The sequence below is a fragment of the Clostridium sp. KLE 1755 genome (assembly GCF_000466465.2).
GTDB classification, from domain to species: domain Bacteria; phylum Bacillota; class Clostridia; order Lachnospirales; family Lachnospiraceae; genus Eisenbergiella; species Eisenbergiella porci.
Genome location: NZ_KE992683.1, coordinates 14,526 through 41,463, shown reverse-complemented (window position 1 = coordinate 41,463; position 26,938 = coordinate 14,526). Strand labels below are relative to the sequence as shown.

At 48.3% G+C, this 26,938-nt stretch carries 24 protein-coding genes; 10 read left to right on the top strand and 14 right to left on the bottom strand.

The genetic code is table 11. The annotated features are described in order from the left end of the window. Window positions 1-125: 125 nt before the first annotated feature. From HMPREF1548_RS08035 to HMPREF1548_RS08020, 4 genes are all read right to left on the bottom strand, one after another. Entirely contained in the window at window positions 126-836 is a 711-nt protein-coding gene (locus HMPREF1548_RS08035; protein WP_021635454.1) for a polysaccharide deacetylase family protein, read from the bottom strand. A gap of 132 nt (window positions 837-968) precedes the next feature. After that, window positions 969-1,910, bottom strand: coding sequence for a 2-hydroxyacid dehydrogenase (locus HMPREF1548_RS08030; RefSeq protein ID WP_021635453.1), 942 nt, complete (start codon window positions 1,908-1,910; stop codon window positions 969-971). Window positions 1,911-2,134: 224 nt separating this feature from the next. Further along, entirely contained in the window at window positions 2,135-3,643 is a 1,509-nt protein-coding gene (locus tag HMPREF1548_RS08025; protein ID WP_021635452.1) for an ASKHA domain-containing protein, read from the bottom strand. Then, window positions 3,636-3,812: a DUF4250 domain-containing protein gene (locus HMPREF1548_RS08020; RefSeq protein WP_021635451.1), complete on the bottom strand. Its 177-nt coding sequence runs from the start codon at window positions 3,810-3,812 to the stop codon at window positions 3,636-3,638. Before HMPREF1548_RS08020 ends, HMPREF1548_RS08025 begins: the two co-directional genes overlap by 8 nt. Before the next feature lie 719 nt (window positions 3,813-4,531). On the opposite strand from HMPREF1548_RS08020, the gene HMPREF1548_RS08015 reads away from it, so the two are divergent. Together HMPREF1548_RS08015 and HMPREF1548_RS29415 are read left to right on the top strand one after the other, a co-directional pair. Further along, window positions 4,532-5,671, top strand: a complete 1,140-nt coding sequence (locus tag HMPREF1548_RS08015; protein WP_021635449.1) for a sodium ion-translocating decarboxylase subunit beta — start codon at window positions 4,532-4,534, stop codon at window positions 5,669-5,671. Window positions 5,672-5,837: 166 nt separating this feature from the next. Next, the gene (locus tag HMPREF1548_RS29415) at window positions 5,838-5,987 is read left to right on the top strand and encodes a hypothetical protein (protein ID WP_021635448.1); all 150 of its coding nucleotides are present in this window, start codon (window positions 5,838-5,840) and stop codon (window positions 5,985-5,987) included. 279 nt (window positions 5,988-6,266) lie between these two features. Here the strand turns inward: HMPREF1548_RS29415 and clpB are convergent, their stop codons facing one another. Further along, window positions 6,267-8,867, bottom strand: a complete 2,601-nt coding sequence (gene clpB, locus HMPREF1548_RS08010) for an ATP-dependent chaperone ClpB (RefSeq protein ID WP_021635446.1) — start codon at window positions 8,865-8,867, stop codon at window positions 6,267-6,269. Between the two features lie 240 nt (window positions 8,868-9,107). Here clpB and HMPREF1548_RS08005 point away from each other — a divergent pair, with 240 nt between their 5' ends. Together HMPREF1548_RS08005 and HMPREF1548_RS08000 are read left to right on the top strand one after the other, a co-directional pair. After that, window positions 9,108-10,457: an MATE family efflux transporter gene (locus HMPREF1548_RS08005; protein ID WP_021635445.1), complete on the top strand. Its 1,350-nt coding sequence runs from the start codon at window positions 9,108-9,110 to the stop codon at window positions 10,455-10,457. Window positions 10,458-10,493: 36 nt separating this feature from the next. After that, window positions 10,494-11,024, top strand: a complete 531-nt coding sequence (locus HMPREF1548_RS08000) for a phosphatase PAP2 family protein (RefSeq protein WP_021635444.1) — start codon at window positions 10,494-10,496, stop codon at window positions 11,022-11,024. Window positions 11,025-11,217: 193 nt separating this feature from the next. Here the strand turns inward: HMPREF1548_RS08000 and HMPREF1548_RS07995 are convergent, their stop codons facing one another. Then, complete coding sequence (locus HMPREF1548_RS07995) at window positions 11,218-11,541, bottom strand: hypothetical protein (protein ID WP_021635442.1); 324 nt, start codon at window positions 11,539-11,541, stop codon at window positions 11,218-11,220. Between the two features lie 389 nt (window positions 11,542-11,930). Here HMPREF1548_RS07995 and HMPREF1548_RS07990 point away from each other — a divergent pair, with 389 nt between their 5' ends. Next, window positions 11,931-12,683 carry a copper homeostasis protein CutC gene (locus HMPREF1548_RS07990; RefSeq protein WP_021635440.1) on the top strand — a complete coding sequence of 251 codons (753 nt, stop codon included), beginning with the start codon at window positions 11,931-11,933 and terminating at the stop codon, window positions 12,681-12,683. 157 nt (window positions 12,684-12,840) lie between these two features. On the opposite strand, the gene HMPREF1548_RS07985 is transcribed toward HMPREF1548_RS07990, so the two are convergent. Next, window positions 12,841-14,163, bottom strand: a complete 1,323-nt coding sequence (locus HMPREF1548_RS07985) for an alpha-amylase family glycosyl hydrolase (protein WP_021635439.1) — start codon at window positions 14,161-14,163, stop codon at window positions 12,841-12,843. Window positions 14,164-14,766: 603 nt separating this feature from the next. Here HMPREF1548_RS07985 and HMPREF1548_RS07980 point away from each other — a divergent pair. Beyond that, a complete protein-coding gene (locus HMPREF1548_RS07980) occupies window positions 14,767-15,630 on the top strand; it encodes a deoxyribonuclease IV (protein WP_021635435.1) in 864 nt (287 codons plus the stop codon). 91 nt (window positions 15,631-15,721) lie between these two features. Here the strand turns inward: HMPREF1548_RS07980 and HMPREF1548_RS07975 are convergent, their stop codons facing one another. The 4 genes from HMPREF1548_RS07975 to HMPREF1548_RS07960 form a co-directional block, all read right to left on the bottom strand. Continuing rightward, complete coding sequence (locus HMPREF1548_RS07975) at window positions 15,722-18,112, bottom strand: ATP-dependent DNA helicase (RefSeq protein ID WP_021635434.1); 2,391 nt, start codon at window positions 18,110-18,112, stop codon at window positions 15,722-15,724. Window positions 18,113-18,223: 111 nt separating this feature from the next. Next, on the bottom strand, window positions 18,224-18,460 hold the full coding sequence (locus HMPREF1548_RS07970) for an HPr family phosphocarrier protein (protein WP_021635433.1): 237 nt from the start codon (window positions 18,458-18,460) through the stop codon (window positions 18,224-18,226). 222 nt (window positions 18,461-18,682) lie between these two features. Continuing rightward, a complete protein-coding gene (locus tag HMPREF1548_RS07965) occupies window positions 18,683-19,483 on the bottom strand; it encodes a TIGR03915 family putative DNA repair protein (protein ID WP_035321567.1) in 801 nt (266 codons plus the stop codon). A gap of 50 nt (window positions 19,484-19,533) precedes the next feature. Then, window positions 19,534-20,880, bottom strand: a complete 1,347-nt coding sequence (locus tag HMPREF1548_RS07960; protein ID WP_021635431.1) for a putative DNA modification/repair radical SAM protein — start codon at window positions 20,878-20,880, stop codon at window positions 19,534-19,536. 258 nt (window positions 20,881-21,138) lie between these two features. Between HMPREF1548_RS07960 and HMPREF1548_RS07955 the strand changes: the two genes are divergently transcribed. The 4 genes from HMPREF1548_RS07955 (at window position 21,139) to HMPREF1548_RS28850 (ending at window position 22,859) form a co-directional block, all read left to right on the top strand. Next, a complete protein-coding gene (locus tag HMPREF1548_RS07955; RefSeq protein ID WP_021635430.1) occupies window positions 21,139-21,684 on the top strand; it encodes a TetR/AcrR family transcriptional regulator in 546 nt (181 codons plus the stop codon). A gap of 15 nt (window positions 21,685-21,699) precedes the next feature. After that, window positions 21,700-21,939 (top strand): hypothetical protein, encoded by a 240-nt coding sequence (locus HMPREF1548_RS07950; RefSeq protein ID WP_021635429.1) that lies wholly within the window; start codon window positions 21,700-21,702, stop codon window positions 21,937-21,939. 28 nt (window positions 21,940-21,967) lie between these two features. Beyond that, window positions 21,968-22,291, top strand: coding sequence for a hypothetical protein (locus HMPREF1548_RS07945; protein WP_021635428.1), 324 nt, complete (start codon window positions 21,968-21,970; stop codon window positions 22,289-22,291). Window positions 22,292-22,490: 199 nt separating this feature from the next. Beyond that, on the top strand, window positions 22,491-22,859 hold the full coding sequence (locus tag HMPREF1548_RS28850; protein WP_198168622.1) for a winged helix-turn-helix domain-containing protein: 369 nt from the start codon (window positions 22,491-22,493) through the stop codon (window positions 22,857-22,859). On the opposite strand, the gene HMPREF1548_RS07940 is transcribed toward HMPREF1548_RS28850, so the two are convergent. The 3 genes from HMPREF1548_RS07940 to HMPREF1548_RS07930 form a co-directional block, all read right to left on the bottom strand. Continuing rightward, window positions 22,798-24,285, bottom strand: coding sequence for a glycoside hydrolase family 43 protein (locus tag HMPREF1548_RS07940; RefSeq protein ID WP_021635426.1), 1,488 nt, complete (start codon window positions 24,283-24,285; stop codon window positions 22,798-22,800). The genes HMPREF1548_RS28850 and HMPREF1548_RS07940 overlap by 62 nt on opposite strands. 313 nt (window positions 24,286-24,598) lie before the next feature. After that, window positions 24,599-25,543, bottom strand: coding sequence for an ArsR/SmtB family transcription factor (locus tag HMPREF1548_RS07935; RefSeq protein WP_021635425.1), 945 nt, complete (start codon window positions 25,541-25,543; stop codon window positions 24,599-24,601). A gap of 180 nt (window positions 25,544-25,723) precedes the next feature. After that, a complete protein-coding gene (locus HMPREF1548_RS07930; protein WP_021635424.1) occupies window positions 25,724-26,923 on the bottom strand; it encodes a glycosyltransferase family 4 protein in 1,200 nt (399 codons plus the stop codon). Window positions 26,924-26,938: the final 15 nt, after the last annotated feature.

The window sequence follows — 26,938 nt, the reverse complement described above, 5'->3', positions numbered from 1 at the left end:
GCTGCCCCTGGGGAAAAGCAATGCCGCCGCAGGCAGCTGCCCTGCCGCCTCAGACCGCTTCCATCTCCTTACGATGGAAGCGGTCTGAGGCGGCGCTGTTTTTCCCATATCATTCCCGCAAAGCTTCAGTCAAACAAAATCTCGTCAACCGTCACGAATTCATATCCTTCCGCTTTCAGGATATCCACAACCTGAAGCGCTGCCGTCACCGTGGAATCATAGGAATCATGCATCAGGATTATGCTGTTTTCCTTCGTTCCCGCAAGCACGCTCCTCACGATTTTATCCACGTTTGTGGAGCACCAGTCCAGAGGGTCCACATCCCAGAGCACAGGAAACATGTTCAGCTCCTTTTCATATTTTTTATCCCAGGAACCGTAGGGCGGACGGATAAAGGAGGTTTCCTTTCCGGTCACCTCCTGGATAATATCGTTGGTTGAAATAATTTCTTTTTTAAAATCATCTGAATTTGCCGCAGTCAGCTGCACATGATGGAAGGTATGGTTTCCAATGAGATGCCCTTCCTCGCTGGCTCTTTTTACAATTTCAGGATAGCTCTCCACGTTTTCCCCCGTCACAAAAAAAGTCACCTTCACATCTCTTTTTTTCAGGCCGTCCAAAAGCTGCGGCGTACATACCGGATGCGGGCCATCGTCAAAGGTCAGGGCCACCTTGCCCTTATATGGCGCTTCATCCTCATAGCCGGCGTCCGCCAGTGTATGGGAGGACCACGCTTCCTGCCTTGCGGCCCCGTTTTTCTCTCTTGCAAAATAGGACAAAGCCGCCGTAAAAACTACTATCGTCAGGAACGCTATCCATCTTTTTCCCTTCAGCATGACACTGACCTCTGGTTTCCGCTTTCTTTCATACTATATGCAGCAGGACGGAAAATTATCATTCCTTCCTGGTACCGTGTGCAGGTTCGCGAAGCGAATACGCTGACCTGGCCTGCCGAACAGCGTTCCTTATTACATCACGTTCTGCGGCTTCCCATCCAGATAGCATGCAATATTATCGAATACAATAACCGCCCTCTTATAAAGGGCCTCCTTTGTAGCAAAAGCCACATGAGGCGTGGCAAGCAGCCTGGGCGCTTTCAGAAGCGGATGATCCTCGCTGATGGGAGGCTCTGTTTCAAATACATCCACTGCCGCTCCGGCAATTCTTCCCTCTTCCAGGGCTGCCGCCAGCGCCTGGCTGTCCACCACCGGCCCTCTTGCCGTATTGACAAGAATCGCATTGGGCTTCATCAGACGAAGCTGCGCCTCCCCTATCAGCCCCTTTGTCTGTTCGGTCAGCGGTACATGGAGCGATACAATATCGCATTCCCGCAAAAGAGTATCCATATCCGTCATGGTGACGCCTTCTGTTTCTCTGGGGCTCCTGTTATAACCGTAAACCTCACATCCAAATGCCCTAGCAAGCTGCGCGGTCCTTGTCCCTATTGCGCCCATTCCAATAATGCCGAATTTTTTTCCTTCCAGCTCCTGTCCCACAAGCCCGGTCTTATCCTTTCCCTCACGGACAGCCTGATTGCACTCAATAATATACCGGTAAAGATTCAGCACCATGCCGAACACAAGCTCCGGCACCGCCGTATTGGAATATCCGGCGCAGTTGCTCACCAGGATTCCTCTTTCCCGGCAGTAATCCATAGCCACATGATCCACACCCGTAAAAGCCACGGAAATCATCTTCAGGTTATCACAGTGCTCCAGCACCTCTTTTTTAAAGGGCAGATTGGAAAAAGCGAGAATATCCGCATCCTTCGCCCGTTCTATCAACGTTTCCGTATCCGTAACGCGGGTATCATAATATACGATTTCCACCTTTCCTTCCAGTTTTTCCTCTGCCAGCGCAAGAAGCTTCTCCTTTTCTACGCCGAGCGGTTCAATAATCACAAGTTTCATCTTTTTTATCCTCCTGTTTTTATGGAGTAATATGCGCGTCCTCTGAAAAGGAAATGATTTTACTCCTGATTTTAGTTTTGCGGAGCAAAATACAGGTTCCCTGACGGGTAGTTTTTTACTCCATTCATTTAACTGTCAACGCAAACGTATGTAACTGTGAAGATCCTGAACAGTCACACTCAGACATATACAATGTCTGATAATTCCCCGCCGGAAAGCACCGGTCAAAAATTCAGCCGTTCCAGATATTTTTGCTCAAATCCCGGCAATTCCGCCAGATTCAGCACCTCGGCCCTGCGGCACATGGCTTCCGCTTTTTCCCGCAGGGATTCCTCCCCGCCATAAAGGCAGGCTCCCAAAAGCGAGGTATTCCCCACCGCAGTCACCCTTCCCGCCAGCTGCGGAGGGAATAAACCGATCCGGGCCGCCTTTTCCACATCCAGGAAATAACCGAAACCGCCGGCCAGAAAGACTTTGTCAATCCGGGAGGCATCCGTCCCCATAGCTTCCATCAGCAGCTCCACACCCGCGCATACCGCTGCTTTTGCCATCTGCAGCCCGCGGATATCCTGCTGTGTGATACGCAGCTCTCCCTTCTGCCAGCCCGTATCAAAAAAAGGCTCCTGGAGCAGGCCTGTCTCATCAATCACACCGCCCTCCAGCATTTCTGCCAGCAATGCAATCATATCCGTTCCCGGCACATTAACTCCTGCACCGCCTTCAAAAGCCGGGCCGGCCGCGGCCGCCGTACAGATGAGCCTGTCTCCCCTGCCGATTGCCATTTCCCCATTCGTCCCGAGATCAATAAACAATCTGCATTCCCCGTCTTCACACTCCGCAAAACCGCAGGCCAGAAGCCCCGCCGTAATATCTGCGCCCACAAAAGCCGATATTCCCGGCAATAAACGGATCTCCTGTCCCGTAACGCCGTCCTTCCCCTGCCTTCCGGGAAGACACATTTCCTGCAGGCATACCGGAGTAAAAGGATATCTTCCAAGCGTCCGCGTATCCAGCTCCATCAGCAGATGCTCCATCGAAGTATTTCCCGCCAGCCAGATACTCTCCGGCCTCCCGCCCAGTTCACCGCAAAGCTGTACCACACCCTCTTCCAGGACATCTCTCACAGCCTCTGCCAGTTCTCCGGCCTCTCCCCTTTCCGCCGCCTGCAACCTGGAAATCACATCACTCCCCCACCTGCGCTGCGGATTCATACAGCTGTATTCCCCCAGGATACGCAGCCTTCCTCCCCGCCTCAGCTCCCGCAGGGAATCCGCTGCCACAGCCTGCATGGCCACCGTTGTCGTCCCCAGGTCAACTGCGATCAGATACTCTGCGCTACGGCCCGGCATCCCTCCATTCGCCGCGCTGCGGCCTTTGGCGGCACCTGCACTGCCGTCCCTTATCCCGCCGCCATGAGCCGTAACCGCCTCCACCGCCCTGCTTTCCACGAACTCCACCCGCACAGTACAATCCCCCTGTACCCGGTGCATACACGCCAGCCGGTATCCTTGTCTCAGCTCCTCCGCCGAAAAAGCGATCCTGTCCGCCGCCACAGGCAGCGGCGCCCTCTGCCCCTCGAACAAAATCCGGCACCGCCCGCACGTCCCCTTCCCATTACAGCACACCAAAGGAAAACCATGCATCTTCAAAAGACTGAGAAATCCTGCTCCCACAGGCGCTTCGATCACCCGCTCTTCCCCGTCCCGCCTTACCGTTATCCTCTTATCAGACAAACTGGTTTCTCTCCTCATCATAAACATAATCTATCTTCTTCAGTTTTTCCACAAGCCCGGCCTTATCCACGCCGCACTCCTCGCACAACGCATCCAAACTCCCATAAAAATCCCTGAGCTTCATATTCACAAAACTCAACAGCATCACCGGATCCTCAGGCATCACCATAACACTACCTCCATAATCATCCAAAAAAATCAGCCGCAACCGCCAAATCCTTTCACAGCCCCAACATTCCCTGCACCATCACCCGCCTCGCAAATTCACCAGCAGGCGCCTCCCCTATTATAGGCAATCCCCGCCCTTCTTTCAAGAAACCTGGCTTATTTTCTTTTAATTCTTCTTAGCCCATCCTGCTGCCGCCAAATCTTTTTCCCAAAACAGTCAATTCCAGCTCCGAACAATTCCTCCAATACTTATTCCTGCTACAAGGCGTGTGTCACTCTGCCCGGAGCTGGTTTTGTCCCCGGAGACGTCAGCGGCGGTGATGCAGTTCCCCCCGGAATTCATGTATATATTTTGTTCATATTATGAAATGGACTTGACATAGCTTCTTTTTTGATGCTATTCTGAAGATAAGTTAAAGGGGAGTAGTATCCATGTACAATCAACATACCCTGATTCAGGCCGTCCGCATTACGGGAAACGCAGATTTACAGTACCGTATGCCGGGACAGGCAGGCTGAATCATGGTTGTACACTTTCTGTGAAGAAAGAACGAGACTTTTGGCGTACGCCGAAGGTCTCTTTTTTTATGGTTTTACAGGAATTTCACCGGGCGGCGTTTTTGCTTTACCATTACTGTAAGAGCCTGACGCCTCCCGTAAAATGTACATGCTGCTGCAGCCCTGCAACATTTTACCACCACAAAGAAAGGATGAAAAAGTATGGAATTCATTTATGAAGGATTACTGTCCATCACCCCCCAGCAGGTAATTATGTATCTTGTCGGCCTCCTGCTCATTTATCTCGCAATCAAAAAGGAGTACGAGCCTGCGCTGCTTCTGCCCATGGGCTTCGGCGCCATTCTCGTCAATCTTCCGCTGTCCGGCGTCATCAACCAGACCATGTCCGGCATCGGAGAGGTTAACGGCATCATTGAATGGCTGTTCAACGTAGGGATTGAGGCCTCCGAAGCGCTCCCGATTCTGCTGTTTATCGGTATCGGAGCCATGATTGACTTCGGTCCCCTTCTCTCCCAGCCCGTTATGTTCCTTTTCGGCGCTGCCGCCCAGTTTGGTATTTTCTTTGCCATTTGCGCCGCCGCTCTGATGGGCTTTGATTTGAAGGATGCCGCATCCATCGGAATCATCGGCGCTGCCGACGGCCCCACTTCCATTCTGGTTTCCCAGGTTCTGGGTTCCAGGTATGTCGGCCCAATTGCCGTCGCCGCTTATTCTTACATGGCGCTGGTTCCCATTGTACAGCCCTTTGCCATCCGTCTGGTCACCACAAAAAAGGAAAGACGGATCCGCATGCCCGCCAAACCGGCCAGACCGGTTACAAAGACCACCAGGATCCTTTTCCCGATAATTGTTACCTTCCTGGTAGGACTGATTTCCCCCGCCTCCGTATCTTTGGTCGGTTTCCTGATGTTCGGCAACCTGCTCCGTGAATGCGGCGTCCTGGGAAATCTTTCCGATACCGCCCAGACCTCCCTTGCCAACCTGATTACCCTGCTTCTGGGAATCACCATTTCCTTCAGCATGAGAGCGGATGCCTTCGTACGCCTTGACACCCTGCTGATCATGGTGCTCGGCCTTGTGGCTTTCGTATTCGACACCATCGGCGGCGTTCTTTTTGCCAAGGTCCTGAACCTGTTCCGCAAGGAAAAAATCAATCCCATGATAGGCGCCGCCGGTATTTCGGCCTTCCCCATGTCCGCCAGAGTCGTACAGAAGATGGCCATGAAGGAAGATCCCGGCAACATACTTATCATGCAGGCGACCGGCGTCAATGTTTCCGGCCAGATTGCTTCCGTTATCGCGGGCGGCCTGGTTATCAGCCTGGTTTCCGCTTATCTGTAGGACGGACGATTTCAGCCTGGTTTCCGCCTGTTTGTGGGACGGACGATTTCAGCCCGGCTTCCGCCTGTCTGCAGGATGGACGATTTCAGCCCGGTTTCCTACCTGTTTGCAGGACAGGCGCTTTTAACCGCAGGTTAACTTACTGTTACGGAAAGGAGTATTTTTTATGTGGAATAATTTTTTAATTACCCTGTCCATCATGGGAAAGGGTATGGTTGGGATTTTCACCGTTATCATTATTATCAGCCTGGTCGTGGCTCTGATGGGCCGTCTTGGCGCCGGGAAAAAAGAAGATGAGAATAAGGCTGAAAAATAGCATTGTATTTCAGCCGGCAAAATAATGTAACAATTCAGATAACTGAACTTTCTGGAAAACAAGTTCGGTTCTGGAAAACAAGTTCGGATTAAGCATCAATATTTTTTGAGCCATTACAAAATCCCCTCCGGAGTATATCTCACACCGAAGGGGATTTTATTTTCATTTAAAGTTTTACAGTCCGACGCCTTCATGGCTGGCGCAAAATCCAGTTCCCAGGACCGCCGCCGGCTGCCGGCCATGAACGATTGCCGCATTATGGGCCGCCTGCCCGCGCTGTTACATATTGGCGGGAACTTCTTTCCTGTGGGCTTCCAGACTGCCGTCCTTTACATCTATGAGGATGGTATCGCCCTCTCCTACTGCGTCCTGCAGAATCAGCTTCGCGGAAAGCGTCTCCACATACTTCTGAATATATCTCTTCAGCGGCCTTGCGCCGTATGCCGGATCATATGCATTATCCACAACAAATTCCTCTGCCGCAGGGGTCAGCTCAATCGTCAGCTCCCTGTCGGAAAGACGTTTGTTCAAATCCCCGATAATCAGGCGGATTATGCCTCCGATATTATCTTTGGTAAGCGGCTTGAACAGTATGATTTCATCCAGACGGTTCAAGAACTCCGGCCTGAAATGAGCGCGCAGATCCGCCATTACATAATTTTCCGTTTCCTCCGTAATCTCGCCGTCGTGGCTGATGCCCTCCAGCAGATAATTGGCTCCGATATTGGAAGTCATGATCAGGATGGTATTTTTAAAGTCTACCGTCCTTCCCTGGGAATCCGTAATCCGGCCGTCGTCAAGCACCTGAAGCAGCACATTGAATACATCCGGATGGGCTTTCTCTATTTCATCAAACAGCACCACCGAGTAGGGCTTTCTTCTGACCGCTTCGGTCAGCTGTCCGCCTTCTTCATAGCCCACGTATCCGGGAGGCGCTCCGATCAGCCTGGACACGGAGTATTTCTCCATATATTCACTCATATCAATGCGGACCATATTGTTTTCATCATCAAACAACGCCGCTGCAAGCGCCTTTGCAAGCTCTGTCTTACCTACGCCGGTAGGTCCCAGGAACAGGAAGGATCCAATAGGCTTGGTAGGGTCTTTAATGCCGGCCTTGGAACGGATAATTGCCTCTGTCACCTTGGTAACGCCTTCATCCTGGCCAATCACCCTCTTATGAAGTTCCTCGTCCAGATGCAGCGTCTTGTTCCTCTCGCTCTCCGTCAGCTTGGAAATCGGTATGCCGGTCCACCGGGATACGATTCTGGCAATTTCATCCTCGCTTACACTTTCGTGTACCAGGGACAGATCTTCATTTTTAACCTTCTCTTCTTCCAGCTCCAGCTGTCTGCGCAGCTCCGGCAGCCGGCCGTAGCTCAGCTCCGCCGCTTTTTCCAGATCGCCCTCCCTCTGGGCGATTTCTATCTGGCTTTGGATGGCGTCTATCTGTTCACGCAGCTTCGACAGCTTCTCCACGCTTGCCTTTTCATTATCCCACTGGGCCTTTCTGTTCTGGAATTCCTCCTTCAGTTCCGCCAGTTCCTTCTGCAGGTCCGTAAGACGCTCCTGGCTCAGCCGATCCTCTTCTTTTTTCAACGCAGCCTCTTCGATTTCCATCTGCATGATTTTACGCTGAAGTTCATCCAGCTCGGTAGGCATGGAATCCAGCTCCGTCTTAATCAGGGCACAGGCCTCATCCACCAGGTCAATGGCCTTATCCGGCAGGAAACGGTCAGAAATATATCTGTTGGACAGGATGGCGGCGCTTACCAGCGCGTTATCCATAATTTTCACGCCATGGAATACTTCATACCTCTCCTTCAGTCCGCGGAGGATGGAAATGGTGTCCTCCACCGTGGGTTCATCCACCATAACAGGCTGGAAACGGCGTTCCAGTGCAGCATCCTTTTCAATATACTGGCGGTACTCGTCCAGCGTGGTGGCGCCGATGCAGTGCAGCTCGCCCCTGGCCAGCATGGGCTTGAGCATATTTCCGGCATCCATACTTCCTTCCGTCTTACCTGCCCCCACAATGGTATGCAGCTCATCTATGAAAAGTATAATCTGGCCTTCGCTGTTCTTCACGTCCTCAAGCACGGCCTTCAGACGCTCCTCAAACTCGCCTCTGTATTTCGCGCCCGCCACCAGCGCGCCCATATCCAGTGCGAAAATCTTCTTATCCTTCAGTCCCTGGGGCACATCGCCGCGCACAATTCTCTGGGCAAGGCCCTCCACAACAGCCGTCTTGCCCACGCCGGGTTCACCGATAAGGACCGGATTGTTCTTGCTCTTTCTGGAAAGGATACGGACAACGTTACGGATCTCCGCATCCCTGCCGATTACCGGATCAAGCTTCTGGTTCCTCGCCTTCTCCACCAGGTCCTCGCCGTACTTCTCCAGCGTATCATAGGTAGCCTCCGGATTGTCGCTGGTTACCCTCTGGTTGCCCCGCACTGTGGAAAGCGCCTGCAGAAACCGTTCCCTGGTAACGCCGTATTCGGTCCAGATAGCCTTGATTTCCTTATTGGGATGCTTGATCATGCTCAGGAAAAGATGCTCCACGGAAACATATTCGTCTCCCATCTGCCTTGCCTCATCCTCTGCGGAGGTAAGCACCTGATTCAGATCCCTTCCCACATAAACCTGTCCGCCCTGCACCTTGACACGCTTGCCCACCGCGTTCTCCACCCGGTTAACAAAGTGCTCCTTCTGAATACCCATTTTCTCAATCAGCTTAAGTATCAGGCTGTCTTCTATGGTAAGGAGGCTGTAGAGCAGATGTTCTTCTTCTATTTCCTGGTTGCCGTATTCATAGGCCAGCTTCTGGCACCGTTCCACGGCTTCCATGGATTTCTGTGTAAATTTTGAAATATTCATACACATTGCCCTCCTGTATCTGCATTTGTTTTATTTGTTCTATTACTACTATAACAATAGTGTGAACTGTTGTCAACACCTTTTTTTAATTAACGGTAACCAACTTCCGCAGGCACGATGTCCCCCCTTGTTTTCCCTCGAAAACAGAGGTACAATCTATAATATAATTATCCGTTCAGGGTAATTATGGAAATTTATAAATTTTTCTGAATATACATAAAAAAGGAAATCCCGCATATCATGAAGACAAAATCCTATGAAATCGACATGTGCAACGGTCCCCTAACCGGAAAATTACTGAAATTTGCCGTCCCTCTTATGTTTTCCGGCATCCTGCAGCTTTTATTCAACGCGGCCGATATTGTTGTTGTGGGCCGGTTTGCCGGCCATGAGGCTCTGGCCGCCGTAGGAAGCACAGGCTCCCTCATCAACCTGCTGGTAAACGTATTTATCGGCCTCTCCATCGGCACCAATGTCCTGGTTGCCAACTATATGGGCGCCAGACACGAAAAGGCGGTCAGCGAGACGGTCCATACCTCCGTCCTGCTCAGTCTCCTGTGCGGCACCTTTCTCATTTTCTTCGGCATCATTCTTGCCAAACCGCTCCTGACCCTGATGGGAACTCCCGATAACGTCCTGGGGCAGGCAGCGCTGTATATGCGTATTTATTTTGTGGGAATGCCCGCCACCATGCTTTATAACTTCGGCGCCGCCATACTGCGCGCCACAGGGGATACCCAGAGACCCCTGTATTTTCTGTTTGCCGCCGGCGTCATCAATGTGGTTCTCAACCTGATTTTTGTCATCTGCTTCCATATGGGTGTTGCGGGCGTTGCAACAGCCACCGTTATATCCCAGTGCGTTTCCGCACTGCTGGTGCTGCGCTGCCTGATTCATGAGACAGGATGCTTTAAGCTGTATCTGAATAAGCTCCATATTCATAAGGATAAACTGATCCAGATGATACGGATCGGGCTGCCGGCCGGAATGCAGGGCGCTGTTTTTTCCATTTCAAACGTCCTGATCCAGTCCTCCATCAATTCCTTCGGCTCCATCGCCATGGCGGGAAGCACTGCCTCCAGTAATCTGGAAGGCTTCGTCTATACCTCAATGAACTCCTTCTACCAGGCTTCCCTGAGCTTTACCAGCCAGAACCTGGGCGCCGGGAAAAAAGAACGTATCAACAAAATCCTCATTACCTGTGAGCTGCTCGTCTTCACTGTCGGGCTGGTCATGGGCAATGCCGCCTACTTCCTGGGAGACAGGCTGCTGCATATTTATTCTTCCGATCCGGAGGTCATCCAATACGGCCTGATGCGTATGCAGGTCATCTGTACGGTGTATTTCCTGTGCGGCATGATGGATGTCCTTGTGGGAAGCCTGCGCGGCCTGAATTATTCCGTGCTCCCCATGATTGTATCGCTGGCCGGGGCCTGCGGGCTGCGGATTGTCTGGATATTTACCATCTTCCAGTGGCACCGGAGCCTGTTTGTACTCTACCTGTCCTATCCGGTCACCTGGCTTGTAACCGCCATAGCCCATTTTATCTGTTTCATTGTTGTCAGGAAAAAATTAGAAAAAGAAAAATAACTGTACGGACGCCGGACAGTTACGAAAGGATAACCTATGAGCTGGGAAATTGATTTTTTAAACGCTGTACAGCATCTGCTGCGAAATGAATTTCTGGATGTGATTATGCCCTTTATTTCCGCTCTGGGAAATGCGGGTATTTTCTGGATCCTGCTTACCCTTGTGCTACTTATTATCCCGAAAACGAGGAAAACAGGCCTTGCCTCTGCCATTGCCCTGCTGATTATGCTCGTAACCGGCAATATGATCATGAAGCCCCTGGTAGCAAGGCTGCGGCCCTTTACCGTAAATACGGCCATTGAGCTGCTGATACCACCGCCGCTGGATTTTTCCTTCCCCTCAGGCCATACCTTTGCCTCTTTTGCTTCTGCAACTGCCATTATGAAAAACAACAGGCGTTTTGGCATACCGGCCCTGATCCTGGCGGCCTGTATCGCTTTCTCCCGCCTTTATCTGTATGTACACTATCCCACGGATGTATTTTTCGGACTTATCTTTGGTGTCCTTGCAGGTCTTGCCGGCTGTTTCCTGGCCAACAGGCTGGCGCCCAGGCTGCATATTTCCTGACCGATTCAGGGCGGCGGATTTCCATTGCCCTATAATTTTGCGCTGCCTCTTATTTCGGCCGGAAGCCAACGGAAAAGCCTGCCCGCCCCGTCGGCCGCAGGCAGAACCTTCCTATAAAATAATAAAAAAGCAGGATCTTCCATGTGGCGGAAAATCCTGCTTTCTTATTATTTTATTAGAATAACCGGCTGAATTATTCAGCTGCTGTTGTAGACTCTGTAGCTGTCTCAGTAGCTTCAGCTTCGGTAGAAGCAGTTTCAGTTGCTTCTGTGCTTGCTTCTTCAGTTGTAGCTTCTTCTGTTGTAGCTTCTACAGTAGCTTCGGTGGAAGCTGCTTCTGTGCTCTCTTCTACAGTAGACTCTACTTCAGAGCTTTCTGCTACGGAGCTTTCAACTACGGACTCAGTTGCTGCTACGGTAGATTCTGCAGGTGCTGCTGCATCGCTGGAACCACAAGCTACCATAAGAGCGGATGTCATAACTGCTGCTGTTAAAACTGCTACTAATTTTTTCTTCATAATTAATTCTCCTCCTAATCGAACGCTCAGCTGGATATCCGGCTGAATCTTTATTACGAAAATGAGAATAACATGTTTCTCTAAACTTGTAAATAGTTTTTATAAACTTTTTTAACAAATTATGAATTTCATAAGATTTTGTTCACAGTTCGTACACATTTATCGCGGTTTTCTCCATATTTATTCATATTTCTTTATTTTTCGCGGTTTTCAGGCAGCTGCAGCCGCAGTCAACGGCGGTTCCGCTGTGGAATTTATGTCCGTACTATGTTACACTTAGTGCAGATGCACCGGATTTACCCTGGTACAAAACACTGTATTTTCTTAAACTAACACAATGTTACTGTTCACGGTCAATGTACTGTATTAACTGATTTGGAGGGAATGCTATGTCTTCTTATTTACTGGAATGCTGCGTTGATTCCGCAGAATCCGCACTGCTGGCGGAAAAAGGCGGCGCCGACAGGCTTGAGCTTTGTTCCAACCTGATTATAGGCGGAACCACACCCACGCTGGCTCTTTACCGGCAGATCCGCAGGCACAGCAGCATACGGATCCATGCGCTGATACGTCCCCGTTTTGGCGATTTTCTTTATTCCCAGGAAGAATTCCAGATAATCCTGGAGGAAGTTAAACAGTTCCGCCAGGCAGGTGCGGAAGGTGTGGTTATCGGCTGCCTTACGCCTGAAGGAAGGCTGGATATGGAAGCCATGAAACAGCTGATGGAAGCGGCGGAGGGTATGTCCGTAACGCTTCACCGCGCTTTTGACATGTGCCGGGATCCGTTTGAGGCCCTGGAGCAGGCAAAGGCCCTGGGAATCAACACCATCCTCACTTCCGGCCAGGCTCCGTCCTGTCTGGAGGGCATTGAGCTTCTTAAGAAGCTTCAGGCGCAGGCCGGCCCTGATCTCACAATTCTGGCCGGCGCAGGCATTAACGCCGGCGCCGTACGCACACTGCTGGAGCAGACCTCCCTGACAGCCTATCATATGTCCGGGAAACGGATTCTGGAAAGCGGAATGCAGTTTCGTAACCCCCGGGTATCCATGGGCCTGCCCGGCATGAGCGAGTATGAAATCTGGCAGACCGATGAAAACGCTGTACGCGCCGTGCGCCGTCTTTTGGACGAGGCCGCCCGGTAATCCCTGCACAGCCATGTACGGCGGCTGCGCCCTGCCGTACCGACATGGGTTATCTTTAAAATGCTTTATAAAAAAACAGAAGCGCCGGAGCAGCCCTGCCCGGTACTTCTGTTTTTTTGATTCAATGTAACTGTTCTAAACCTCCGCGGCTGCTGCCTTACGCTTCGCACTTCCAGAAATACGCGCTGTAGGGCGCAAGCTGGCTTCCTCCGCCAAAATCGTGGTTTTCTCCTGAAATCAGATCCACCGCCATGCCGCAGCCCGCATCAAAGTGGGCCGTATATGGCTCGCTGTCCGCATTAATTGCCACAAGCACCCTTTCCCCGTCGGCAGCGCGTTCGAAAATACATTGCTTATTGGTAAGTACCACCGAACGGAATGCGCCGTAATTGAGCGCATGGGAGTTCTTTTTAGCCTCAGCCAGACGGCTGATGAATTCAGATAATTCATTTTCCACGGGCGCTTCGAAGCAGGCCCTCAGCGCCTGATCCCCTTCACTTTTATTTCCTTTGGCGCCCCATTCACTTCCATAATATACACAGGGAATTCCCGGCATGCCGAACATCAGCGCATAGATCAACGGCAGATGCTTCTCATTGGACAGGATGCTGGCAATTCTCGTAACATCATGGTTATCCACAAAGGAAAGCAGATGCAGCCCTTTGTAAAGCGTCCAGTTTTCAGGACCGAACTGTCTTAACAATGAATGGACAATTTCAAACAGGTTCATGCTGTTAAAGCTGGAATACAGCCCCTTATAACACTCATAATTAGTGGAGGAATGCAGCATGCCGTCATTCACCAGCACCTTATAATCCCCGTGCAGCATCTCTCCCACAAGGAAGAAATCCTCCTTCAGCCCGTCGCAGAAGCTGCGCAGCCGTCTTACAAAATCGTGATCCAGGCAGTAAGCCACATCCAGACGGAGCCCGTCAATATCAAACTCCTCCACCCACAGCCTGATGCTTTCAAAAATATGGTTGATGACCTCTTCATTTCGCAGGTTCAGCTTTACCAGATCGTAATTGCCTTCCCAGCCCTCGTACCAGAGGCCGTCATTGTAATTGGAGTTTCCTCCCAGATTAATGTGGAACCAGTTAAGATAGGGAGAATTCTCCCTGTTCTTCAGCACATCCTGAAAAGCCCAGAAGCCTCTTCCCACATGGTTAAACACCCCGTCCAGAACCACGCGGATGCCTTCCTCATGAAGCCTGGAGCAAACCTCCTTAAAATCCTCATTCGTGCCAAGGCGGCGGTCCACCTTCCTGAAATCCCTTGTATTGTATCCATGGGTATCGGATTCAAACAGGGGGGAAAAATATATGGCATTTGCCCCCAGCTTTCTGATATGTCCGATCCAGTCAATCACCTTCCGTATTCCCGCAGTCTCCGGCGCCTGCTGCGTCCCGTCGTTTTCAAACGGCGCTCCACAGAAGCCCAGAGGATATATCTGGTAAAAAACGCTTTCGTAAGCCCACATCGCTGTGTCCTCCTTTTTTCTTCTTTTCAGGGAAACCCGCAAAAAATCTCCGCAATAAAAGTTTCCCGTGCAAGTATAACATATACCGGTCGCACTTTCCACTGCTTTCCTCACAGGTATTTTTCCACGTATCCGGTGATAATTTTCCACTTATCCAGATGTGTGGATAACATAAATTCACAGTATTTTCCACTTCTATAAAAAGGGGTTTTTTGTGGATAAGGCTTCTGAATTATCCACATTGATTTACATAACTGGAGTAACCACAGGGTCATTTTTACTCAATATCGACCATCATGTGAAAATGTGCATAAGTACCAAATTTCTTATTTATTCGACATTATCTGCATAAGAAATCCCCAGTTTCCACATAGTTATCCACAATTCATGACGCCATAAACAAGTTTTCCACAGGACATTTCCGAAAAAAATCGTCTCCGTTTTTGGTAATCCGCACATTCCACAATTTTATCCACATCAACATAATAATTCCCTGAAATTTTATCTTTTCACAAAGCAAATCCTGTGCTATACTGATTTCCTGCCGCCGGAAAAGCGGCTGAAAGCAACCTGGAAAAGATACCTGATACAGGAGTATTTTTTATGATAAGAATCGGATCTCATGTAAAAATGGCAGGAAAGGAAATGCTGCTTGGTTCGGCGCGCGAAGCCGTGTCCTACGGGGCCAATACCTTCATGGTGTATACCGGCGCGCCCCAGAATACAAAGCGGAAGCCTGTCAGCGAACTGAATATAGATGCTGCAAAAGATTATATGAAACAGAACGGGATCGAGGATTTTGTAGTGCATGCGCCCTATATTATCAATCTGGCCAACACGGTAAATCCCGATACCTACTCCCTGGCTGTGGATTTTCTGGCGCTGGAGCTGGAAAGGACCGCCGCCATGGGCAGCAGCGTGCTGGTACTTCATCCCGGCTCCCATGTGGGCGCGGGAAGCGAGGCGGGCATCCGCCAAATCGTCCGGGGGCTGAATGCGGTGCTCACCCCGGAAACACCGGTATGTATAGCTTTGGAAACCATGGCCGGCAAAGGCTCTGAAATCGGTCGGAGCTTTGAAGAGCTTGCCGCCATCTATGACGGAGTCGCCTGCAATGACAAGCTGCGTGTATGCTTTGATACCTGCCATGTAAATGACGCAGGCTACGACATTGTGGATAACTTTGACGGGGTCATGGAGGAATTCCACCGGATACTCGGCAGGGAACAGATCGCTGTTTTTCATATTAATGACAGCAAAAACAGCCTGGGCGCGGCAAAAGACCGCCACGCCAATATCGGAGAGGGCACCATCGGCGCCGAAGCGCTGCGCTGTATCGTACACCATCCGGATTTCCCCGGCATTCCCAGGATACTGGAAACACCCTACCGTCCGGACCCGGAAAATCCTGACAAGACGCTCCCTCCTTATAAGGAAGAAATCGCATTTTTGTTACAGGAACCGTAAGATGCCCCACCTAAGACAGCAGGGTGCCTCTTATAAAACCCAGGCCGCCGGCAGAGTATTATCCTCCGCCGGCGGCCTGTGCTGTCCTTTACTATAGCCATTCGTCCCAGAAACGTTCCACCCGGCGGGCCACCTGATCCGCCGTTACCACTTCATAGGTGTCCCATTCTCTGGGGAACAGCCGCTGATAGGCCCCTCCCAGGAACCGGTCGTCCAGCAGGGCCACAATTCCCACATCCTCCGCCGTCCGGATCACTCTTCCTGCAGCCTGGAGCACCTTATTCATTCCCGGATACCGATAGGCATAATCAAAACCATTTTTTCCCATGGCATCAAAATAGCTCTTCAGTATCTCCCGTTCATTACATACCTGGGGAAGCCCGGTCCCTACAATGATCGCGCCGATCAGGCTGTCGTTCTTCAGATCGATGCCCTCACTGAAAATACCGCCCATTACACAGAAGCCCAGCAGGCTCTTTTCCTGCTCCTCCTCAATCTCCATATGGATCATATCCCCCAGCTCACAGCCTCTGTTCCCTTCGAAACGCCCGAGGAACTGTTCTCTGTCCTCCTCACTCATAATATCCTCCTGAATGATGCATTCTTCTTTTTCCTCATCCAGGAAATATTCTTCGTAAGCCTCATACACATTTTGCAAAAAGGAATGGGAGGGGAAGAAAATCAGATAATTTCCATAACGCATTTTTGTAATTTCATGCAGATAGGTTGCTATATTGATATACTCCGTTTTGGAGCGCCTGGTATATTTGCTGGTTACATCGCTTCCTATATATAGTGCTTTTTTCTTGGGATTAAAGGTTGACTGTGCATAAACCTCATAATCTTCCTTATTCCCGCCCAGAAGGCTCTTATAATACTGAATGGGCAGCAGCGTGGCTGAAAACAGGATAGTGCTGCGCGCCCGTTCCATACATTCCTTCAGATTTACGGAAGGATTCACGCAGAACAGCTTGACCAGGAAGCTGTCATCCTCCTCCAGCTCCGTATAGATGACATAATTATCATCCAGCCTGTCATACATCTCAAGGAAATGGGAAACTTCAAAATAAAAATCCAGTACATCCTCCCTGACAGGGCTCTCATCATGATCCTCCAGGTATTTCTCCATGGTTTCCGAAAGACGCTCCACTGCCAGCACAAAACTGTCTATGGAAGACACCACCTGGCAGCCTTCGCATTCCCGTTTCAGCGGAAGCAGCTCCCTGCTGCATTTATCCAGCTGATGCTCCATTTTGGAATCATATTCCTTAACAATTTTCTTCAGCGCAAGGAAATCCTCCTTCACAAGCACTGCGCTGTACATTTCACGTCCCCGTTCCACCAGATTATGCGCCTCATCAATCAGGAAAAGGTACTGTCCCTGCACTCCGTCACTGAAAAACCGTTTTAAATAAACATGGGGATCAAACACATAATTGTAGTCACATATGATTCCATCGGAGAACAGGCTCATGTCCAGGCTCATTTCAAAGGGACAGACCTTATATTTCCTGGCATAGGTTTCCACCATCTCCCTGTTATAGTGGTCCTCATGGGTGAGCAGATCATAAATAGCTTCGTTGATCCTGTCATAATGGCCGTCCGCATAGGGACAGGCGCCGGGATTGCACTCTGTTTCCTCCATAAAGCATATCTTTTCCTTGGCCGTCAGGATTACTGTCTTAAAACGCAGCCCCTTATCACGCAGCAGCTGGAAGGTATTGTCCGCCACCGTGCGGGTGATGGTCTTGGCTGTCAGATAAAAAATACGCTCTGCCTTTCCCTCTCCCAAGGCCTTTACCGCCGGGAATACGGTGGAAAGTGTCTTTCCTACGCCGGTAGGCGCCTCAATGAACAGTTTCCGCTTGTGGACAATGCTCTGGTATACATAGGTGGCAAGCTCCTTCTGCCCCTCCCTGTAGGGAAAAGGAAAGGCCAGCTGTCTTATGGACGCTGTCCTTGCCTCCTGCCACTGACTGGAAAAATCCGCCCACTTCTTATATTCCTCCAGAATGCCGATGAACCACTCTTCCAGCTCCGCTCTGCTGTGCGTACTGACAAAATACCGCAGTTCTTCCGTTTCCATATTGCAATAGGTCATACGCACCTTCATCTGTGCGCTGTCATGATCTGCGGCATACATGAAAGCATAGCACTTCGCCTGCGCCAGATGCACATCCACCGGCCCCTTCATTTTCTCCAGTTCCCGGTAGGTTCCCTTAATCTCATCTATAGTCACGGTTTCTCCGTTTATTACGCCGTCGGCCCTGCCCTCTACGATCAGATCATAGGACGGTGTATTCCACACATAACGCATAACCACCTCTGCCTGATATTCCGATCCCATTCTACGCTGTATCATACGGTGTATCCGTCCGCCCTCTGCCATTGCATTGTCAGGCGCTGCCTTTTTCCGGTTGTCTATACTGCCGCTGCGCAGGATAAATTCCACCAGATTGCGCACAGATATTCTTATTTCCACGTTAAGCCGTCCTCCTTATTTGTTGCCTGTAAAAAGAATCAAAAAACTCCCTATAAAGATAGTACACACTTCTTTACAGGGAGTCAAATCCATTATGCTTTGGAAAGACAGTTAACCGGCCATTGCAAATTTTCTGAGGTAGTTTTCAAATTTTTTATCGTACCCATGGCAGGATACGGTTAACACACGGGTAAGGTCCAGGCCATAAACACCAAGAATAGATTTAGCGTCTACTACATAGCTGTTATACGCTATGTCAATATCGAAATCATACCTTGAGGCTTCATTTACAAATTCCTGCACCTCGTCCGGTCTCAGCACAATTTTATACTGATTGATTCCATTCATACTTACCACACACTTTCATCCTTTCATAAAATAGAAACTGCTACAAACACGGCATTTTCGCCGTGTACCTTCTTAGATTTATCATATTATACAGCATTGGCGGTAAATGTAAACCCCCCATTTTTCTACATAAAATGACAGTAAATACGGCCATACTGCATAATGTCACCCGCGGAGCAAAATCAAACTCCTTTCTTTGTTTAAAAGTGTGATACCCGGCAGTTACCGGCTTTTCCGCCGGCCTGTCTTCTGCTCATTGTTTACAAATTCCACCATATATTCTTGGAACCTGTAAGGAAGCATCTGTCGCTGCAGTTTCTCATTTTCCCTTTCCTTTATCGTTATCTTACGGCAGAAATACCTGAAAAGTTCCTGAATCTGCCTTTCCTCCTCGCTAAACTCCAGATCCTGTTTCTCCGGCCCGTTCTCCATTCCCGCCAAAAACCAGGGCTTACCGGCCTGATGGATTCCATAAAGCTTCCTTCCCTTATCAAAGATAATGAAATTCTCTTTTGGAAAACGATCTGCAAAATGGGGCATCATAAACGGCACCACATTATTCTTCGGCCCTATTTCCCCAAACAGGATGCCTCCGGCCGTTTCCTCAAACCTGAGGAAACCCAGCAGATGATGGGCCTCATTCCCGGCCGCCCTGCTCAGTTCAAAAGCACGGTGGACATAGCGGTTTCCCAGATGATCCATCAGGCTGCCCCGGATCCGTCCCTTCAGCCCTTCCACAACAGTCTGGTAGACAGCCTGCCCTTTATCCGTTTCCCAGGAAGACAGCGCATAACAGATCTGTTCATAGCATTCCTCCCCAAACCTTGTGAGTATCGTCCGTCTTACCTTGTCTGCCTTCTGTATGTCCGGCACAATTTCCCTGTATTCGGCAAATAAACACAGATTTCCTTCCTCTCCCAGCTGAATCCGCGTACTGTCATGATCACATTTCTGCGCATAAGCCTCATATATTCCCGTAAAAATCCCCTCCTGGGAATCCTCACATATCAGTATCTTTTCCATATGCCATCCACCTGTCTCCATCACCTGTAACTGTTAGACCCGGAGGGTACTTAATAAGCCATTCCCGCCGCCTGTCTGATTTCCTGCCGCTGCGGGGCAAAACGGACATCATCAAACAGGGAAAGCTGTCTGTAGGTCATGCCACCCGCCTCCGCGGGAAGCTTTTCCTTCACCGCCAGCAGATTCCGTGTGATATAATCCTCTTCTATCTTCGTTTTATACATCATATGACCGCTGCAGGTAATAAAATACAGCGCCCGCTTCAGTACGACTCCTATCCGCTTCAAATCCTCAAAGCACAGGTTCCCGTTTCTTCTTGCCTTTACAATCCGCTGCGCACTCTTCACCCCGATTCCCGGCACCCGGAGAAGGACCTGGTAATCCGCCCGGTTGACCTCCACAGGGAAAAATTCCAGGTGGCGCAGCGCCCAGTCCTCCTTGGGGTCAAGAAGCACATTAAAATTAGGCCTTTTCTCATCCAGCAGCTCATCGGCACGGAAGCCGTAAAAACGCAGCAGCCAGTCCGCCTGATACAGCCTGTGCTCCCGCAAAAGCGGCGGCCCTCCCGGCAGCGCCGGAAGATCCTTATCCTCATTCACCTGTACGAATGCGGAATAAAAAACCCGCTTCAGGCTGAACTTATCATAAAGGTTCTGCGCCACCGACATTATCTGGTAATCATTCTCCGGCGTAGCCCCGATAATCATCTGCGTGGACTGTCCTGCGGGCACAAAAACCGGCGCATGCCTGTATACGGCCACTTCATTCTTATTGACGGCAATTCCATTCTGTATGAGGCGCATGGGCGTGAGGATATTCTTCCTGTGCTTATTGGGCGCCAGCTTCTTCAGGCCCTCCGCCGTAGGCAGCTCCAGGTTTATGCTCATCCTGTCCGCCAGGAAGCCCGTCATCCTCACCAGCTCCTGATTGGCCCCGGGGATTGCCTTCACGTGAATATAGCCCTGGAAATTATATTCCCTGCGCAGCTTATACAGCGTCTGATACAAAAGCTCCATGGTATAATCCGGACTGTAAAGGATTCCGGAGCTTAAAAAAAGCCCCTCTATATAATTGCGCCTGTAAAATTCTATGGTTAACCTGCAAACCTCATCAGGCGTAAAAGATGCCCTGGGCACATCATTGGAGCATCTGTTCACGCAGTATTTGCAGTCATAAATGCACTCGTTGGTAAACAGGATCTTCAGCAGGCTGATACAACGCCCGTCCCCGGAAAAGCTGTGGCATATCCCCGCCTTAATGGTATTGCCCATACCTGTCCCGTCTCCCTTTCGTTCATTTCCGCTGCTGGTGCATGCCACATCATACTTTGCAGCATCCGTAAGAATACCCAGCTTATCCATAATGCTCATCTGTCTGTCGGCTATTGAGTAATCCATATTCCTGTCTCTCCGCTCAAACGGCGCCGTATTTTAAGCGCCTTTTATCGAACATTTGTTCTCTTTTACCATATTATAGTACATATGTTCGATTAACGCAAGCCCCAAAATAAATTTGAATCCTGCATGAATTTATCTCCTGCCTAAAATTATCTTCCGTATGAAACTGCCTCCTGTCGCTGCCGAAGTTGATTACCCTATCAAAAAACGACTGCCGAAGCTTACTGCGGCAATCTTTTTTTATAACAGCTTATATGTTTGACAAAAGAAAAGTTACTAGTAAATTGCGAAGATAGCTGGAGCAAGCTAGGATACAAAAAAACGAATATTGAAGATTTATGTGCAAAAGCAGGAATATCAAAAGGCGCATTTTATTTATTCTATGCTTCAAAAGAAGAACTATTTTTTGATGTTATAATGAGAATCCAAACTAAATTAGTTTATTTGACCAAAGCAACACTAGGTGAAACACCTACAAAGGAAAGTTTGTGTAATACTCTAAAGTTGATTTATAGAGAATACATTAAAATACCTTTCATCTTAGAAATGAATTCTCCAGATTTTATAGCATTTATGAATAGACTGCCTAAAGAAAAAATTGAAGAATTAGCATTTCACGGTGATAATGATATTCGTAATATCATCAAGGATTCTAAGCTACAATACAAGATAAATGAAGACAAGGGTAACTCTGCATTTGCTATTCTATTTATGCCGAATTCTAATAAAGAAAAATTGCCATATAATCATTTAGAAGTGGTTGACTTTATGATAGAAGTTTTAATTGAAAGTGTATTTGAATAAAAAGGAGGAATTCAAATGAACAACGGATTAGAAGGATTAAATAAATTCAGAAATTATCTGATTAAGAATTGTAAACATCTAAATACTGGCAGGTCACCTGTTTTTATTTCAATAAGTTTAATTGCAGGCATTTCTCTTGCTGCTGGCAGTGTTTTGTCAGCTCCAAAAACAACCGCTGGGCAAATCTGCTTTGGTATAGGTTCGGTTACTGCTGTTCTAAATGGCGCTCAATTAATTTGTAAAAAGTATATTTAAAAACTTTGCAAAGATTTGAGGTGATAAAATGCAAAGGTCAGTAATAAAAAAATATGGAATATATTCAACTTTTCTATTTGTTGTAATATTTCTATCGGTATTATCTGTTGTGTTAATACTGACAGGGATTTTATTCCCAACAGGAATGATACTTTTTGAAATAGGGCTATTTGAGCAAATATTTCAATATTATGATTTTACCCCAAATGTGCAAGTTAACCTTGGGGTTTTAGAATTACCAACTTTTTTAAATATTCCTATTAGTATAATTGTTGGCATTGCTTTGGTTTATATTGGAAAAAAGACTTATATGACTTTACGAAAATATCTATTGTATGTAAAGAAAATATGAGACAATATCAAACTTGATAAAAAGTATCATAGTAAAGCAGGTGAAACTATGGGAAAGTTGTAGTAATAACATTTAAAAACGATGAAGAGCAAGTTTTTCAACAAACAGTAGATTGGCTGTCTAAAAAATTTCCATGTTTCCCTATTACTACCTATGAAAAAGAATATGCTTTTACCATAGAACCTTTTCCAGAACATTTATGACCAAAAAGGGAGAATGTATATATTTGACCGCAAAAGAATTTGACCTCTTATACTTTCTCTTTTGCCATAAAGGACAGGTATTTACGAAAGACCAATTATATGAAAATGTCTGGGGCTTTCACAATGCCCCAGAGGGAAGCAACCTTACATCATTCATACGAAAGCTAAGAAAGAAGATAGGGCCGTTCCCAGACAATCCACAATACATACTGACTGTCTGGGGTGCCGGCTATAATATATGTATTTTTACTAACCTTAACAGCCCATACCATCATACCGCCAATAAAATTAATGCGCGGCGCTTTATTCGATGGCAGCCAGGCCGCTTCCCCAGACCGCTTCCCCATCCTCAGACAGGGCTGTAAAACCAATTACATATTTTTTACCGAATTCATCATACTGCCTGCACACGATTCCTTCATACGTATCCTCACCGAGCGTAATTTTTATATGGTGATCCTCTGAAAGCTCCCAGCTCCCGGTACAGGCTCCCTCGACTCTACCGTCAGAATATAGGGTTATATTTACCGATTCCTCCATTTGTGTGGTTATCTGCCGGCCATGCTTAAGCAGTTTATATCTGCCCGGCACTGCCTTTTCTTCATACGCCTCCGGATCCTCGCCCGCATAACGGTAAGGTGAGATAACCGGCCAGCCTTCTTCGTTGAAGAACATTCTATGTACCCGTACCTCATGGTTTTCCCCCATATTTTCAAACCTCGTATGGAAAATAATAAAATAATCTCCTGTTTCTTCATCAAAATATGTAGAGTTATGTCCCGGGGAAACAAGGCCCCTGCGGTTTTTGCCGTCTTCGCCTTCCTGCCAGGTCCATTTGTAATTTCCTATCAGCTTCACTCCATACTGCTCCGCTGTCCGATCATCAAAAAAGCTTCCGCCAGGGCCGGCACAGTCTATCATATCGTGTCCCGCGCTGTCATAATACGGTCCGTCCGGTGTTCTGGAACGACATACCCTGATGTTATAGCCGCCGTCCGACGTCAGGCCGCCAAAGGATAAAAACATGTAATAATACTCCGTATCCGGATTGTACTGCACATAAGCCGCCTCTATACGCAGATGATTCCCTCCGAGCAGCTTCTTTCCATAGCCTGGCTGCAACGGCAGACCGGTATTCTCATCCATCTCCAGCGCAAAAATCCCTCCTGAATAGGAGCCATATATCATCCAAAGACGGCCGTCCGCATCATAAAACACACAGGGATCCACCACATTGGGCTGCTTAGTTGCATCATAAGGATTTCCGTCCTCACTCTTTCCTGCCATACCTGATTTCAGGAAAATTCCTTTGTCCGAATAAGGACCCTCAATACTGTCGGAGACCGCCAGCCCCATGCAGGAAAGCGGGGAGCTCCCTTCACAGTTGCAATAATACATATAATATTTTCCATCCTTCAGCCTGATAACATCCGGCGCCCAAAAGGTATCCGTCTTTGCCCACTCAAAGGCCTCCGGCATTTCATTCATGGCATCCGGTATAATAGGATTTCCCTTTGTCACTCCGCTCCCAATCAGGCTCCAGTTCATTAAATCCTGCGATTTTGCCGCCGCAAGATGGGAACCGAAAATATAATAGCTTCCATTGTCCTTCACAATGGAAGGATCATGCACCGTCACATTTTTAAAGCCAATATTTTTATCTTCTTCGGCAGTCAGGCGAATATTATCAAAGTTCTCTTCCGTCGTGCCGCACCCCTGCAGAATACCCAGCAGGAATACAAGTACGCACAATAATGCTATTTGTTTTCCCGATCTCTTTCTTCCTTTCATTCTTTGCCCTCCTAAATCACTTTCTAAACTATCAACAAATAATTAAATTAATTTTGTATTATATAAAATAATATCAAATTAAACACTAAGTTTCAACTATAAATTTATGGATAAATACAAATATCAGATAATTATTGTACATTAATTTTATTTTTTATAAAATATTTTATTATTTCATATTTTTACAATTTAATTTTGCAGCCAATTTGGGCAACAAAAAAACTCCCTCCCGGGCAGCAAGCGTCTTTTTCACTTGTCTGTCCGGAAGGGAGCACAGCTCCTGCAGTATTCTGCCGTACCTTTAACCAGCCCTTCAGTGCTCCGTTTCCTGTTCCACCGATTCATTCATTGGGCTGTAATTAATTCTTACGGAAATATCCTGATTGTAATTGCCAAATCCTTTGCCAAAAATGGTCAGTCCGCCCACATGCGCCGCATCCTCCGCAACCTCCATTTTAAACTTTATCACACTCTTATAATCTAAATTAAAATCCTTTACAGAAATATCCGATACCTGCAAGCCGTCTATAAAGGTGCCGGATTTATTAATGACGAGAATCTTCAGCAGGCCATACTGATTCCAGTTGGGGTACCACCAGTCAGGCGTAAATACTCCTCTTACGCTGCCAAAATCTCCCGGGCTTGTCCATTGTGCGATTTTCATGCCATTTAAGATAAAGGATATGTCCGAGGGCCATATATCGTTGACGCCGGGCGCCTCCGAACAGATTTCCAGTGAAATGGTAATCTGATCGATTTTCTGCGCACAGGGAATAAAATTCGGTATCATATACTCTACAAAGCCCTGTGTAAACCACAGCATATCCGCATTATATCTGTCAGGATGTGCGAAATACCTTACGTCGTCCACTTCGCCGATAATCGCATTGCCTGAAGCGAGGCCGCATGTAGGATATACCTTATAATCTGAAAAATGTCCCACCTTAATATCAGTCTGATACACATTTTTATCATCAGCCCGGCCATCCAGATCGACCAGGATTTTATCCAGATGCACAAAGCATTTCTTCTGGTTGCCGTGTCCGGCAGATTCATTGGAAATACTTACCAGACCGCATTCCTCCAGCTTCTTTATATGGCCTGTCAGGGCTCCATTGCTGATATTCAGTCTGCCTGCCAGTTCATTCATGTTCATCCCGCGGTTTTCCAAAAGCGCTTCAATAATTTCTATACGGACTTCTGAACCGAGCGCCTTAAAAATATCCAGCCCTTCCTTCAGCGATTTGATATGCAGCATCTGACTCACCTATACTTTTCATTTATTTTAGTAATACCTAAATTAATATGTGTTTATTATAACAGCTTTAAGGGATTAGTCAAATAAATAAGCTTTCAGATAATAAATACCGAAAAAACGGGACATAAAAAAGCATGGCTTTTCCTCCATGCTTTTTCCAAATTTACAATCGTTTTACCGTCATGACGCCGCAGCCCTTTTCATACACAGCTTCATACGGCAGCGGCGGCCTGCCAGCGCTGCCGCGTATACAGCACATACCTTTTCCCCGAACTGCCCCGCTCCGAATTCCAGCCCTGTGCGGACCGCTCCTGCGGACAGGAAATTTCTCCAGGCCGTGTCCCCTGCAATTTTCAGGATTTCATCCCTGAATTCTTCATAGGTTTCATACTGAAAACCATTTTCATTCCCTTTTACAATGCCCTCCACACAAGGGTCTTTTCTGCATATTACAGGAAGGCCGCTGGAAAGCGCCTCAAGATAGGTAATTCCCTGGGTTTCACTCTGGGAGGCGCTGACGAACATGTCACCCGCCCGATAGTAAGCCGTTGTTTCCTCCGGGGAAACCATTCCTGTAAAATGAATGCGGCAGCTGTTCTTCTGCAGATCCGCCAGTTCCTCCAGTTCTTTTCTGTAGGGCCCGTCACCCACAATGAGAAGCTCCATATCCTCACGGTTAATCTGTCCGAAAAAGCTTATGATTTCTTCAATATTTTTTTCTTTGGCAAGCCTTCCCAGGACGAGGAGAACCTTTTGTCCTTCACCGATTCCATATTGCTCCCTGATTCTGTTTCTGTCCTCATCCACCTGCTCCCAGCTTACGGGAAGGAAACGTTCCAGACGTATACCCGTGGGAATTACCGCCACCGGACGTTCCACGCCATAGGATTCCAGCAGCTTCTTTACTTTTGCGGTGGGGGCAATGACAAAATCGGTTTTCTCCAGGATAAAACGTGAGAACCAGGCCGCCGCCTGCCTGCCCCAGGGCCTTCCGGCGCTGAAATAGTGGGTATAATCCTCATACACCGTATGATACGTATGCACCACCGGAATCCCAAGCTCCCCGGCTATTTTCCTGGCAATCAGGAAGCTGCTGAACTCACACTGGGAGTGAACGAGATCCGGCTGCCATTCGATCAGCTCCTCATAAAGGCTGCTGCCCGGAAAGCAAACGGCTCTGGCGCCGGGATAAATCCTGCTGATATCCACAGAACGCATATAATAAACATCATCTTTTTTATAGGAATGCCCACAGTCGGAAAGAGTGGCAACCCTCACCTCATGGCCTCTTTTTACAAGTTCTCTTTTCAAAGTCAGAACGGATGTAACAACACCGTTAATAACAGGTTCATACCAGTCAGTTGTAATCAAAATTCTCATATTATGCTCCCCTCT